Source organism: Janthinobacterium sp. JF4 (assembly GCF_059617925.1).
Genome location: NZ_JCAQAV010000036.1, coordinates 12,137 through 24,581, shown reverse-complemented (window position 1 = coordinate 24,581; position 12,445 = coordinate 12,137). Strand labels below are relative to the sequence as shown.

Sequence of the window (12,445 nt, the reverse complement as noted above, 5' to 3'; positions counted from 1 at the left end):
ATAATCATGGGGAAGCACATGTTTGAGAATAAGCGTTTGATGAGTGTTGCAGCAGCCTTGCTGGTGTCCGTTTCTTCCGCCGCCTTCGCGGCCGAGGTGCCGGCGTCGTTCGACGCCAAGACCTGCAAGGCCGACTATCCGAAAGCCTCGCTGATGAACGAAGAGCAGGGCACCGTGTCGATGTCCTTCCTGGTGAATGCCGATGGCAGCGTTGCCGATTCGAAAGTCGACAAGAGCAGCGGCTTCAAGAACCTGGACAAGGCCGCCATCAAGGCGCTGTCCGCGTGCAAGTTCAAGCCGGGCACCAAGGATGGCGCTGCGGCGCAAACCTGGACCAAGGTCGATTACGCCTGGAAGCTGGACTGATCCACGTAGCGCCGGGAGCCAGGCTCCCGGCATGGCCGTATCCGCTACGGGCGGCGCTTGCAAGGGTGCCGCCCGTTCTGTTATGTGCGCCAGCCAACGGCGCTGTCGCCGCCGATTCTGTTACCCTCGAAACATACCTTCGGGATCTCCCACCACAAGAGGCCTACCATGCAGCGCATCCTGACACTTTCTTCCCTGGCCGCCAGCGGCTTGCTGCTTTCCGCCTGCGCATCGCTGGGCACGCCCGTAGGCTTGCAGGCGGGGCAGACCGTGGCCGTCGTGAATAGCCTGAGCTGGGACAATCCCCTGACGGGCAAGCGCGACGGCGTGCGCACCAGCTGGCCCATCAAGGATGGCAAAGTTGCCCCTGAATATTTTCCACTGGCGCAATTGAAGCAATGCGAGGCCGATGGCAAGCCTTGCGCCTGGGGCGTGATGCGGGCGCAGCGCGGCGCGCCCACGCTGAGCTATGCTGACGGCGGCGTCGATCTGGCCGTGAGCGTGGCTATCGACGTGGCGCGGCGCCAGGATGCGCGCCAGGGCGAGACGCAAACGGCGATGGCGATTCCGCAGGATGTGGCCGCGCTGGCTGGCCGGCAACAGGTGCAGCCCAGCTGGAAATTGAAGTATGGCAAGGTCGAGCAGGTCGAGCTCGATTACGGCGTGCGCTACCAGGTGTGCGTGCAGCGCTACGATGCGGCCGGCAAGGCCATCGATGCGTGCGCGATTCCGTTTATTTGAGGAAACATGCCGCACGAGTGGCTTGTGGAGGCTTTGCCACATTTCATGTTGCGGCGTGCGTCGGCGTGTAACAATCGGTAAAAGCGCAGCAAAGCTCGACGTAATTTCTTATAGTACTTAATTAAGGTAGTACATGGAATTGGTACTCGAGGAGAATTGCAATGAAAACCCTGTTGGCAGTAATTTCGCTGGCCGCCCTGGGGGGCTGCGCCGTGGCGCCCCCCGGTCCCGCGTATTACGGGTCGCGCGCGCCACAGGGGGCCTACAATCCCTATGAATGGCATACGGTTTCGTCCGAGCCGGTGCAGTCGGGCCGCGTGATGAGCGCACCGCGCGTGGAATACACGAATGAACCCGTGTATGTGCAGCGGCAGCCAGTGTACGTGCAGCAGCCCGTGTATGTGCCGGCGCCCGTGTACGCGCCGCAACCGTATTATTACAATCCGCCCGTGACGATCGGGCTGGACTTCATGTTCGGCTTTGGGCGCCACGGTGGGCACCGCGGCGGCTGGGGCGGGCATGGCCGCTACCACGGCAGGCGCTAATCTGTTGCGCTTGCATGCAGGACAAAGCCGGACAAGCGTTGCTTTCCCGGCTTTGTCATTTTACTAGTGGAAATAAACCGAACCCTGGTGCAGTATGTCCGCCGAACACAAGATGTACATCGCCGCCGCTGCCAGACCTATTTGCAAGGCGCCAAAGCTGATCGGGATGAGGCGGGACATGTCGTACTCCTGAGTGGTATGAGGTGTGGTCAGGCTTTCATCATAGGATGAATTAATGCCATCGGGCATCAGAAGAATGTCCGCCACCGTGTAGGACAACACCTCGTGCCCGGCGCCCAGCCGCGCTCTCCGGCCATTTAGCGGTTTTTCCAGCGTACGACAGGTTCTTCCGGCGCCGTGTCCGGCACGTTTGAGATCGCCAGCCAGTGCGTCAGGCGTTCCGGGTGCTTGAGGTTGATGCCCATGCCATCGATGATGCCCACCTGTTCCAGCATGCGCGCATCGATTTTCGCCTTCGACACGGTCGGCGCGCCCATGACCATGCGGTCATACGCCTTGCGCGCCTTGTGTTCCCACTTGTGCAGATTGCTTTCGTCGAAGCGGTTCGCTTCGAAGTACACGGTCAGGGTGCCATCGAGGTTGCCGAAGCCGACAATGCCCGCGCCCTTGCGGATGGTGGTGGTATTGTCGATGTCAAACTCCGCCGTGGGCACGAAGATGCCGGCGCGGCCATCGATGTCGGGACGTCCCACGGGCGTTTCCTTGCCGTAGGAACTCGTTTCGGTGATGTTTTTTTCTGCAGACATGGTGCGTGTGTGGTGGCCGTGCCGGGAGCGCAATCGGGCCCGGCAGCGCCAGTCATCCTGTTCAAAAAATGCGTGCTGATGATCAGGGCGGGGTAGGGGCCCTGGCGGAGCGATGCTTGGCATTGCTTGATACCTCGCTATTGTAGCGTCAATTTAATTCTTCTTGGCAACATTTACTGCTCTAATGCATCCGTTTTTCCATGAAAAAAGCCGCCCGGCCAGGTGGCGGAGCGGCTCTTGCGCGACGACTTCAGATTCAGGCGGCGCCCTTGCGGCGTGCCACGAAACCCAGCAAACCCAGGCCCAGCAGCATGGCGTAGGTTTCCGGTTCCGGCACGGCCGCCATCACCGAGACATTAGGAGCAGGTCTTGTCTTGTCTCTCGCACCGTGCCGCCTGTCGATCCGGGAGGCGGCACGGCGCGCACGGTCAGAACGCCAGGCGTCCCTGCAGGTAGACCATGCGCGGCGCCCCCACCATCTTGCCCAGGTTGCCATCCGAAGTGCGCGTGAAGTAGCGCTTGTCGGCGAGGTTGTTGACGCCGGCGACCAGCTCCATGCCATTCTGGCCCGGCACCTTCCATTTCACTTGCGTGTTCCAGGTACGGAAGCCGGGAATGACGCCCAGGTTGCCGGCCGTGTTTTCCGCCACGGTGTTGGCCTCGTCGGCGAACTGGCGGCTCTGGTGGCTGCTCGACAAATCAAAACCCCACGCGCCCAGCTGGTAGTGGGCGCCAACGGTGTCCGTGTTGCGCGAATAGAAGGGCACGTCATTGCCCGCGTTCACGCCGTCCTGCAGGGTCGCCTTGGTGTAGGTGTAGGTGGCGTAGGCGTTCAAGCCGGCCAGCGGGCCGGACTGGTCGAAATGGTAATTGATGGCCGATTCCAGGCCCCGGTGATGCGTGGCGCCCACGTTGTAGAAGACGGCGTTCTCGCCGCTGCCGACGGACTGGATCTGGTTGTCGAACTTGATGTTGAACAAGGTCGCCTCGGCCGACAGCTGGCCGCTCTTCCAGCGCGCGCCCAGCTCGGCTGTTTTCGCCAGTTCCGGCTGCAGCGGGTTCTTGCTTGACTGCGAGTTCAGCTGCGTATTTTGCACGGCGCCAAACGAGCTGTTGTAATTGCCAAACAGGGTCACGTTGTTGCTCAGCAAGTAGGCCACGTTCAGCGAGGGCAGGGCCTTGTTGTTGAGTAACTCGATCTTCTGGTCGACCGGCAAGTGGTTGTAGCGCTCCGTCTTGATGTGCTCGTAGCGCACGCCGGGCGTGATGCGCCACGCGTCGATGGCGATCTTGTCGTCGATATACACGGCTTGCGCATCGGTGGCATTGTCGGCGAAGCGCGTCGGCTTTTGTTGCACGCCGCTGGCGATGACGACGTTGTAGATGGTTTCATCGGCCCGCTCGGCCAGGTAGCGGTAGCCGACGGTGACGTCTTGCGACACCTTGCCGGTCGTGAAGCGCTGCGTGTAGCGCGGCTCGATGGCCGTCGTTTCATAGTTGCGCGGCTGGTGCCCCAGGCCCGTGCGGCCGGCGTTGATCAGGGTGCTTTCGCGCGAGCTCTTGTTGTAATAGGCGCGCACCTCGAATTCCTGCGTGCCGGAGATGGCATTCAGGTAGCCGATGTCGAAGGCCTTGCGCTCGCCGCTCCAGTAGTCGCTCGGGCGCGTGTTCTGGAACGGGTCGGCCTTGTATTGCGCGGCAGTCAGGCCACCGGGCGTGCGCGACGTCACGTCATAGTAGGACAGCTTGCCGTAGACCTCGGCCGTGGGACTTAGGTCGTAGCGCAATTTCAGGGCGAAGTCGTTGACCTTTTCGTCGCTGCCGACGCGCCAGTCGCTGCCGCGGATGCCGGAATACAGTACCGCCAGGCCCAGGCCGCTGTCGAGCTGGGTGCCGGCAAAGACGCTGGCCTGCGTGTTATGGCCCACTTCGCTGTACGCGTTATAGCGCACGCTGGCGTCGCCCGTGATGCCTGGCGTGGTGGGCACGCGGCGCGTCTTGAAGTTGATGATGCCGCCCACGTTTTGCGGGCCGAAGCGCACGGCGCCGCCGCCGCGCACCACGTCGACCGTCTCGACATTGGCGAGGCTGACGGGCGCGAACGACAGTTGCGGCTGGCCATACGGCGCCACCGACATCGGGATGCCGTCGAGCAACACCGTGCTGCGCGGCGAATAGCGTCCGGCCAGTCCCCGCACGCCAATATTCAGGGCGATGGCGCTGCCGGCGCTGCCCGAGTTGTCGCTGATCTGCACCCCGGGAATGCGGCGCATGACGTCGCTGAGGCTGGTCGCGCCCGAGTTCTCGATGTCATCTTTCTGCACCACGGTGCGGGCGCCCGCGAAATTTTTCGTGCTGGCGGCCATGCTGGTGCCCAGCAGGTTGCTGCTGACCTGGATCGATTCCAGGATGGGCCCGGCGTTATCGGCCGTGTTGCGCGAACTGGCTTCCTGCGCCTGCGCGGCAAGGGAAGCGCCCAGGCAGGCGAGGGCGATGGCCAGCGCGCACGGGCGCAGCGAAAAGGGCAGTGTGGAAGGTGTGGCAGCCATGCATGGATCTCCGTAATGACAATGTTTGCGCGGGCAATCGGGCGGCGCGACAACATCGTGGCGTGGACATCCGGCGCAAGCGGATAAGAATGATAATGATTCTCATTTTATCCGTCAATTGCGCAAACTGCGTAGGGCCGGCTTTCTCCGCGCGAGGGCGGGGAAGTGTTGCTGGCGCGGTACAGCGGTGCGCCCGGATTGCCGCTTGGCACCATTGCTCGGGTGCGGCGGCATTGCGCGCGCTTCTTGTATACTCGCGTTTTTGCAGCCGTCAGACGTGAAGGTACAATGAGCCAGACAACTGAAACGACACCAGGCAATTCCTCCGTGGAACGCCGCCAGGGCGACCAGCCGGCAAGTGCTGCGCGCAAACTCAATCTGCTGGTGGTCGACGACAACCAGGAAGTGGGCGAATCGCTGGCCATGCTGCTTGAAGCGCTGGGCCACCACGCCGTGGTGGTGCGCAACTGGCAGATGGCCGTCGAGCAAGTCAAGCTGTGCGTGCCCGATGCCGTCTACCTCGACATCGAAATGCCCGGCATCAGCGGCATCGAAATCGGCCGCCGCCTGCACCACAATCCCGAGACGGCCAACGCCGTGCTGATCGCCGTCACCGGCCACAGCCTGCCCATGTACATGGACGACGCGCTGGCTGCGGGCTTTCGCCACTTCCTCGTCAAGCCCGTGCGCCTGGAAGACCTGGCGACGACGGTGCAGTCGGTGCTGGCGGGGTAGGTTTTCCGCGTCATCAAGCACTGCCTGGCGAGCCTTTGCTTGCCTATTTTGCTTGGGATTCAGCTGCCCCGCTTGCACGAAAGGGCTCCGTCCCGCAGGCGCCGGGATTATCTTCCTTTACCGTGCGCAAGTTGGCCAAACCTGGTGTGCGAAGGCCGGGGATTTTGGAAGTTGACATTCAAACATATTCAAATGATCATGCGATAGTTTTATTGCTCGCTGGCAGTGTATTTGCACGGCCGGTGCATTCTCTGATGTTGATCTTTGAAGGGTGGGTATGAAATTTCTGAAGTACTTGCTGATTGCTGTGGTGGTGCTTGTTATTGGCGTGCCATCGCTAATGGCTGCAGGTTATTATGTGCGTAACAAGATGGCTGGACCCGATGGCTGGGCGAAGGACGATGCCCTCAAGGCATTGAAGGCGAAAATGAAAGATCCCGATTCGACGGTGATCCGCTCCTCGTATCTCGTTCACAAGCGCAAGGATAGCGAAACGATGGAAATCGTCGTGTGCGGTATCGTTGACGGCAAGAATGGCTTCGGGGCATATACCGGCGGCACGCGTTTTGTTTCCGTCAGTGCCGATAATGAAAAGCTCAACACCTTTGACACGTATATTGTCGAGATGGATGAGGCCAGCATGCAGGACAAAGAGGCGTCAAGAAAAGGGATTTCCCTGACCTCGTTCGAGGAAGTGTACTGGAATGGTTATTGTGTCGATGCGCAGCACCCTGCGCTGGCGGCGAAATCGTAAAATCGGGTGACCCTGTGCGGGCTTGCGGGCAGTCTCGGCTGCCTGTCATTAACATGTGCAATGATGCTCGCAATGAATTATCCTGAAAACAAAAAAGGGTCACAAGCCGAAGCATGTAACCCTTTTTATTTACCACTAATTCTGTGGGGTGGCTGATGGGGCTCGAACCCACGACAACAGGAATCACAATCCTGGACTCTACCAACTGAGCTACAGCCACCACTGTCTTACTTGCCTGTTTAGCTGTTTTGCTGAACAGGTGCCGAATTATACAAAGAACTCGGCAAAGTGGCAAATCTAAATGCAGTCTTTTTTAAAGAATCGAAAGATTGCATGAAAACGGTCGCTTTTGCTCACACCGCTCACACGGACAGGTGTTCGATGGGCGGGTGCAAGTCCAGCAAGCCGGCGAAGGCTTGCGCCAGGGCTTCGACACTGGCCGTCGTGTAGCCCCGCAGTTGCGGCGCGTCGTTGCCGGTGCGGCGCAGGCTGGCAGCGTCGAGCAAGCGGGTCAGCTGGCGCGCCACGGCGTCGCCGGTGTCCACCAGCGTAATCGTTTCCTGCGTATGCGCGCGCACCGTGCGGACGATGGCGTCCTGCACGAAGGGGTAGTGCGTGCAGCCGAGCACCAGGGTGTCGACGCCTTGCGCCAGCATGGGCGCGATGTAGCGTTCGAGCATGGCGCTGGTAGCGTCCGTCGGATCATTGCCCAGCTCGCACTGCTCGATGCGGTCGGCCAGGCCGATGCAGGGCTGCAAGATGAAGGTGGCGCCCGTGGCGGCGCTCACCTGCTCGCGCAGGGCAAGCAGTTTGTCGCCGCGCAAGGTGCGCTCGGTGGCCAGCACGGCGATCTTGCCGTTGCGGCTGATGGCGGCCGCCGGTTTCAGGCCAGGTTCGACGCCGACGATGGGCAGGTCGGGATAGCGCGCGCGCAGCGCCTTGATGGCGGCGATGGTGGCCGTGTTGCACGCCACCACCAGCGCTTTCGCGCCTTGCTGCAATAAAAAGGCGGTGATCGCCAGCGAACGGTCGACCACTTGCTGCTCCGTCTTGTCGCCATACGGCGCATGGGCGGAATCGGCAAAGTACATCAAATCTTCTTGCGGCAGCTGCGCGCGGATATGGCGCAGCACCGACAGGCCGCCCACGCCGGAATCAAAAATGCCGATGGGCGCGTCTGGGCGGGCAGTGCTTGCAGTCAAAGTCATAGGGAACCGTTGAAGATAAAAAACGCCGCGCTGATGTTGCCGCGCGGCGTCAATGGTAGAGCTTGTTTAAGCGACCGTCACGGGGATCTTGCTGACGCTATTGAGTTGCTCGATCTTCGCCTGCCACTCTTTCGGGCCCGTGTTGTGCACCGAGGTGCCTTTTGCATCCACGGCCACCGTCACCGGCATGTCGACGACGTCGAATTCGTAGATCGCTTCCATGCCCATGTCGGCAAAGCCCAGCACCTTGGCGTGCTTGATGGCTTTCGACACCAGGTAGGCGGCGCCGCCGACGGCCATCAAATAGGCCGACTGGTGCTTCTGGATCGATTCGATGGCGACCGGGCCACGTTCGGCCTTGCCGATCATGGCGATCAGGCCCGTTTTTTCCAGCATCATGTCGGTGAACTTGTCCATGCGCGTGGCGGTCGTCGGACCGGCCGGGCCGACGGCTTCGTCGCGCACGGGATCGACGGGGCCCACGTAGTAGATCACGCGGTTCTTGAAGTCGACCGGCAATTCTTCGCCACGGGCCAGCATGTCCTGGATGCGTTTGTGCGCGGCGTCGCGGCCCGTCAGCATCTTGCCGTTCAACAGCAAGGTCTGGCCCGGCGTCCACGAAGCGACTTCTTCCTTGGTCAGGGTATTCAGGTCGACGCGCTTGGATTTTTCCGTGTCCGGCGTCCAGTGCACTTCCGGCCACGACGACAGCGACGGCGGCGTCATGTAGGCAGGGCCCGAGCCGTCCAGCACGAAGTGGCCGTGGCGCGTGGCGGCGCAGTTCGGGATCATGGCGACAGGCTTCGATGCGGCGTGCGTCGGGTGCATCATGATTTTCACGTCGAGCACGGTCGTCAGGCCGCCCAGGCCTTGCGCGCCGATGCCCAGCGAGTTGATCTTGTCGCACAGCTCGATGCGCAGTTCTTCCAGCTTGTTCTGCGGGCCGCGTTGTTTCAGCTCAAACATGTCGATGTCTTCCATCAACACTTCTTTTGCCATCAGCATGGCTTTTTCGGCCGTGCCGCCGATGCCGATGCCCAGCATGCCTGGCGGGCACCAGCCGGCGCCCATGGTCGGCACGGTCTTCATGACCCAGTCCACCAGCGAATCGGACGGGTTCATCATGATCATCTTGGACTTGTTTTCCGAACCGCCGCCCTTGGCTGCGACTTTCACGTCGACGGTATTGCCTTCGACCAGTTCCATGTGCACCACGGCTGGCGTGTTGTCCTTGGTGTTCTTGCGGTCGAAATGCGGATCGGCCACGATGGAGGCGCGCAGCTTGTTGTCGTCGAAGTTGTACGCGCGGCGCACGCCTTCGTTGACGGCGTCGGTGACGGTGCCGCTGAAACCTTCGAAGCGCACGCCCATGCCGATTTTCAGGAAGACGTTGACGATACCCGTGTCCTGGCAGATAGGACGCTTGCCTTCCGCGCACATGCGCGAGTTGGTCAGGATTTGCGCGATCGCATCTTTTGCCGCCGGGCTTTGCTCGGCCGCGTAGGCGCGCGCCAGGTGCTCGATGTAATCAGCAGGGTGGTAGTAGCTAATGTACTGCAACGCTGCGGCGACGGATTCGATCAGGTCTTCTTGCTTTATGACAGTCATGGTGTTCTCGCGGTGGATAAGAAGGGTAGGACTTTGATGCTGTTTGCTAATCAGTACAGGAGCGCCAGAACTTAGTGGGGCGCCCGGGCCTGGTTCTGCGTCACCGTCATGATGCGGTCGGTGTACGCAATGGCCATGGCCGAAATGATGAAGACCATGTGGATCACCGTTTGCGCAATGATCACATCCATCTTGTAGGAATTGGCATTGATAAACGTCTTCAACAGGTGGATGGACGAGATGCCGATGATGGCCATCGCCAGTTTCGTCTTCAGCACGGACGCATTCACATGCGACAGCCATTCCGGCTGGTCCGGGTGGTCATCGAGGTGCATGCGCGAAACGAAGGTTTCGTAGCCGCCGATGATGACCATGATCAGCAGGTTCGAAATCATGACGACGTCGATCAGGCCTAATACCACCAGCATGATGGTCGCTTCATTGAGCTTGGTCGGCAGGGCGCTGCCCGGTACGGCCACGGCCGTCAGCACGTGCTGCAGGGCGGCATCATTGCCGAACACGGCACCGATCAGGTCGGACAATTCCACCCAGAAATGGAAGACATACACGCATTGTGCGAGGATCAGGCCCAGGTACAGCGGCAACTGCAGCCAGCGCGACATGAAGATGAAGGAAGACAGGGGATGCAGCTTGCTATGTTTGGATGACGGTGGTAGGTGGTCGATCATGTGGGGTTTCCTGGGGGAGTAAATACCAATTTTTGGTATGCCCGACATTTTACACTTGCTGCTGATTACTGCGCATGGCCTTGCTCCTGATTATTAGGTTTGATGAAACACGAAGTGGTATTGAACCTTCGGTGCAGCACGCATTTTCCCAGTGAAAATACTGTACGGCGTCCCCTTGACTCCTGTTGCCGAAGGCGCTTATGGTTAGCCTTGATAGGGGTAAAACGCTGCATAAACGCGACATGTAAGGCGTCCGTAAGACACGGGAGCTATCGTGTTAGCAAACAATTACTACACTGGAGACTAGCATGAGCGCTACAGAGAACCAAGGGCAGGGCACGCAGCAGCAGGGACCGGAAGAGTCGCGCGTATTTGAACCGTCGGCAGCGTTTGCCGCACAGGCAACGATTTCCGGCATGGACGCCTACGGCGCCATGGTGGCGGATGCCGAACGCGACTACGAAGGCTTCTGGGCCAGGCTGGCGCGTGAAAACCTGAGCTGGAAAAAGCCGTTCACCCGCACCCTGAACGAAGACGACGCCCCGTTCTACAAGTGGTTCGAAGACGGCCTGCTGAACGTGTCCTACAACTGCCTGGACCGCAACATCGAAAACGGCCTGGGCGACAAGACGGCCATCATCTTCGAAGCGGACGACGGCACCGTCACCAAGGCAACGTATACCGAGCTGCACGAAAAAGTCTGCAAGTTCGCCAACGGCCTGAAAGCCAAGGGCATCGCCAAGGGCGACCGCGTCATCATCTATATGTCGATGTCCGTCGAAGGCGTTGCCGCAATGCAAGCCTGCGCGCGCATCGGCGCCACCCATTCCGTCGTCTTCGGCGGTTTCTCGGCGAAATCCCTGCAGGAACGCATCATCGACGCGGGCGCCGTGGCCGTCATCACGGGCGACGAGCAATTGCGCGGCGGCAAGAAGCTGCCACTGAAATCCATCGTCGACGAAGCGCTGGCGCTGGGCGGCTGCGATTGCGTGAAAAACGTCATCGTCTACAAACGCACGGGCAGCGACTTGCCGATGGTGGCCGGCCGCGACACGTGGCTGCACGAGCTGGTCGAAGGCCAGAGCGCGCAATGCGAGCCGGAATGGGTCAATGCCGAGCATCCGTTGTTCATCTTGTACACCTCCGGTTCGACGGGCACGCCGAAGGGCGTGCAGCACTCGAGCGGCGGCTACCTGCTGTGGGCCGCGCTGACGATGAAGTGGAGTTTCGACATCAAGCCCGACGACGTGTTCTGGTGCACGGCCGACATCGGCTGGGTGACGGGCCACAGCTACATCGCGTATGGCCCGATGGCCGTGGGCGCCACGCAAGTGGTGTTCGAAGGCATCCCGACCTACCCGAACGCGGGCCGCTTCTGGGAAACCATCAAGAAGCACAACGTCAGCATCTTCTACACGGCGCCAACGGCCATCCGTTCGCTGATCAAGGCGGCCGACGTGGACCCGAAAGTCCATCCGAGCAACTACGACCTGAGCAGCTTGCGCCTGCTGGGCACGGTTGGCGAGCCGATCAATCCGGAAGCGTGGATGTGGTACTACAAGCACATCGGCGGCGAGAAATGCCCGATTGTCGATACCTTCTGGCAAACGGAAACGGGCGGTCACATGATCACCCCGCTGCCAGGCGCCACGCCGATGGTGCCCGGTTCCTGCACTCTGCCATTGCCCGGCATCATGGCCGCCATCGTCGATGAAGCGGGCCAGGACGTGCCGAACGGCCAGGGCGGCATCCTGGTGGTAAAACGCCCATGGCCATCGATGATCCGCACGATCTGGAACAATCCCGAGCGTTTCAAGTCCAGCTATTTCCCGGAAGAACTGGGCGGCAAGATGTACCTGGCAGGCGACGGCGCCATCCGTAACAAGGAAACGGGCTACTTCACCATCACGGGCCGTATCGATGACGTCTTGAACGTGTCGGGCCACCGTATGGGCACGATGGAAATCGAATCGGCCCTGGTGGCTAACCCGCTGGTGGCAGAAGCGGCCGTGGTGGGCCGTCCGGACGACACGACAGGCGAATCGATCTGCGCCTTCGTGGTGCTGAAGCAAGCGCGTCCGACAGGCGAGGAAGCCAAGAAGCTGGCCCTGGAACTGCGCAACTGGGTCGGCAAGGAAATCGGCCCGATTGCGAAACCGAAGGAAATCCGTTTCGGCGACAATCTGCCAAAAACCCGCTCCGGCAAAATCATGCGCCGCCTGCTGCGCGTGCTGGCCAAGGGCGAGACGATCACGCAAGACGTCTCGACCCTGGAAAACCCGGCCATCCTGGATCAGTTGAAGGAAACGTCTTAATTGACAGGCCGGTGCCTCCGGAAGGGCCGTGCGCCGCACTGGCGCGCATCCTTCCGGCGGGCCTGGCCAAACTTTTACCCCAGGGTAAATAACTTTGGCAGTCTGTAGAATCTTTGCTATAATCTGCGGCTTCGCGACAAGCGATATGCAGTACACAATGTGAGCAAG

General features: G+C 60.6%; 12 protein-coding genes, 1 tRNA gene and 1 pseudogene. 6 read left to right on the top strand and 8 right to left on the bottom strand.

Going from position 1 to position 12,445, the window contains the following annotated elements:
* Positions 1 to 18 precede the first annotated feature (18 nt).
* From AC54AF_RS21445 to AC54AF_RS21435, 3 genes are all read left to right on the top strand, one after another.
* Positions 19 to 366 carry an energy transducer TonB gene (locus AC54AF_RS21445; protein WP_436511182.1) on the top strand — a complete coding sequence of 116 codons (348 nt, stop codon included), beginning with the start codon at positions 19 to 21 and terminating at the stop codon, positions 364 to 366.
* 168 nt (positions 367 to 534) lie between these two features.
* Positions 535 to 1,107, top strand: a complete 573-nt coding sequence (locus tag AC54AF_RS21440; protein ID WP_496638148.1) for a hypothetical protein — start codon at positions 535 to 537, stop codon at positions 1,105 to 1,107.
* Positions 1,108 to 1,268: 161 nt separating this feature from the next.
* Positions 1,269 to 1,652 (top strand): hypothetical protein, encoded by a 384-nt coding sequence (locus AC54AF_RS21435; protein WP_496638147.1) that lies wholly within the window; start codon positions 1,269 to 1,271, stop codon positions 1,650 to 1,652.
* 63 nt (positions 1,653 to 1,715) lie between these two features.
* Here AC54AF_RS21435 and AC54AF_RS21430 read toward each other — a convergent pair whose 3' ends face one another.
* The 4 genes and pseudogenes from AC54AF_RS21430 to AC54AF_RS21415 all read right to left on the bottom strand — a co-directional run bounded on the left by AC54AF_RS21430 (position 1,716) and on the right by AC54AF_RS21415 (position 4,968).
* On the bottom strand, positions 1,716 to 1,931 hold the full coding sequence (locus AC54AF_RS21430) for a hypothetical protein (RefSeq protein ID WP_496638146.1): 216 nt from the start codon (positions 1,929 to 1,931) through the stop codon (positions 1,716 to 1,718).
* Positions 1,932 to 1,969: 38 nt separating this feature from the next.
* A complete protein-coding gene (locus AC54AF_RS21425; RefSeq protein ID WP_131689687.1) occupies positions 1,970 to 2,419 on the bottom strand; it encodes a hypothetical protein in 450 nt (149 codons plus the stop codon).
* 256 nt (positions 2,420 to 2,675) lie between these two features.
* Positions 2,676 to 2,777: pseudogene (locus AC54AF_RS21420) on the bottom strand (PEP-CTERM sorting domain-containing protein); the annotation flags it as partial.
* Positions 2,778 to 2,847: 70 nt separating this feature from the next.
* The gene (locus AC54AF_RS21415; RefSeq protein WP_496638145.1) at positions 2,848 to 4,968 is read right to left on the bottom strand and encodes a TonB-dependent receptor family protein; all 2,121 of its coding nucleotides are present in this window, start codon (positions 4,966 to 4,968) and stop codon (positions 2,848 to 2,850) included.
* A 288-nt stretch (positions 4,969 to 5,256) separates the two neighbouring features.
* Here AC54AF_RS21415 and AC54AF_RS21410 point away from each other — a divergent pair, with 288 nt between their 5' ends.
* Together AC54AF_RS21410 and AC54AF_RS21405 are read left to right on the top strand one after the other, a co-directional pair.
* Complete coding sequence (locus AC54AF_RS21410; RefSeq protein ID WP_131689685.1) at positions 5,257 to 5,703, top strand: response regulator; 447 nt, start codon at positions 5,257 to 5,259, stop codon at positions 5,701 to 5,703.
* A 277-nt stretch (positions 5,704 to 5,980) separates the two neighbouring features.
* Positions 5,981 to 6,457 carry a hypothetical protein gene (locus tag AC54AF_RS21405; protein WP_096234062.1) on the top strand — a complete coding sequence of 159 codons (477 nt, stop codon included), beginning with the start codon at positions 5,981 to 5,983 and terminating at the stop codon, positions 6,455 to 6,457.
* A 144-nt stretch (positions 6,458 to 6,601) separates the two neighbouring features.
* Here AC54AF_RS21405 and AC54AF_RS21400 read toward each other — a convergent pair.
* The 4 genes from AC54AF_RS21400 to AC54AF_RS21385 form a co-directional block, all read right to left on the bottom strand.
* Positions 6,602 to 6,677: transfer RNA gene (locus tag AC54AF_RS21400), tRNA-His, on the bottom strand.
* 142 nt (positions 6,678 to 6,819) lie between these two features.
* Positions 6,820 to 7,665 (bottom strand): glutamate racemase, encoded by an 846-nt coding sequence (murI, locus tag AC54AF_RS21395; protein WP_496638144.1) that lies wholly within the window; start codon positions 7,663 to 7,665, stop codon positions 6,820 to 6,822.
* Between the two features lie 66 nt (positions 7,666 to 7,731).
* Entirely contained in the window at positions 7,732 to 9,273 is a 1,542-nt protein-coding gene (locus AC54AF_RS21390) for a fumarate hydratase (protein ID WP_070218188.1), read from the bottom strand.
* Positions 9,274 to 9,344: 71 nt separating this feature from the next.
* Positions 9,345 to 9,962 carry a YqhA family protein gene (locus AC54AF_RS21385; protein WP_131689683.1) on the bottom strand — a complete coding sequence of 206 codons (618 nt, stop codon included), beginning with the start codon at positions 9,960 to 9,962 and terminating at the stop codon, positions 9,345 to 9,347.
* 308 nt (positions 9,963 to 10,270) lie between these two features.
* On the opposite strand from AC54AF_RS21385, the gene acs reads away from it, so the two are divergent.
* Positions 10,271 to 12,277 (top strand): acetate--CoA ligase, encoded by a 2,007-nt coding sequence (gene acs / locus AC54AF_RS21380; protein ID WP_496638143.1) that lies wholly within the window; start codon positions 10,271 to 10,273, stop codon positions 12,275 to 12,277.
* The last annotated feature ends 168 nt before the right edge of the window (positions 12,278 to 12,445 follow it).

What these genes read in the sequence shown, in the direction of transcription:
- AC54AF_RS21405 (WP_096234062.1), top strand. Translation starts at nt 5,981, where the DNA reads ATGAAATTTCTGAAGTACTTGCTGATTGCTGTGGTGGTGCTTGTTATT.
- AC54AF_RS21410 (WP_131689685.1), top strand. Translation starts at nt 5,257, where the DNA reads ATGAGCCAGACAACTGAAACGACACCAGGCAATTCCTCCGTGGAACGC.
- murI (WP_496638144.1), bottom strand. Translation starts at nt 7,665, where the DNA reads ATGACTTTGACTGCAAGCACTGCCCGCCCAGACGCGCCCATCGGCATT.
- AC54AF_RS21385 (WP_131689683.1), bottom strand. Translation starts at nt 9,962, where the DNA reads ATGATCGACCACCTACCACCGTCATCCAAACATAGCAAGCTGCATCCC.
- AC54AF_RS21415 (WP_496638145.1), bottom strand. Translation starts at nt 4,968, where the DNA reads ATGGCTGCCACACCTTCCACACTGCCCTTTTCGCTGCGCCCGTGCGCG.
- AC54AF_RS21425 (WP_131689687.1), bottom strand. Translation starts at nt 2,419, where the DNA reads ATGTCTGCAGAAAAAAACATCACCGAAACGAGTTCCTACGGCAAGGAA.
- AC54AF_RS21445 (WP_436511182.1), top strand. Translation starts at nt 19, where the DNA reads ATGTTTGAGAATAAGCGTTTGATGAGTGTTGCAGCAGCCTTGCTGGTG.
- AC54AF_RS21440 (WP_496638148.1), top strand. Translation starts at nt 535, where the DNA reads ATGCAGCGCATCCTGACACTTTCTTCCCTGGCCGCCAGCGGCTTGCTG.
- AC54AF_RS21435 (WP_496638147.1), top strand. Translation starts at nt 1,269, where the DNA reads ATGAAAACCCTGTTGGCAGTAATTTCGCTGGCCGCCCTGGGGGGCTGC.
- AC54AF_RS21390 (WP_070218188.1), bottom strand. Translation starts at nt 9,273, where the DNA reads ATGACTGTCATAAAGCAAGAAGACCTGATCGAATCCGTCGCCGCAGCG.
- acs (WP_496638143.1), top strand. Translation starts at nt 10,271, where the DNA reads ATGAGCGCTACAGAGAACCAAGGGCAGGGCACGCAGCAGCAGGGACCG.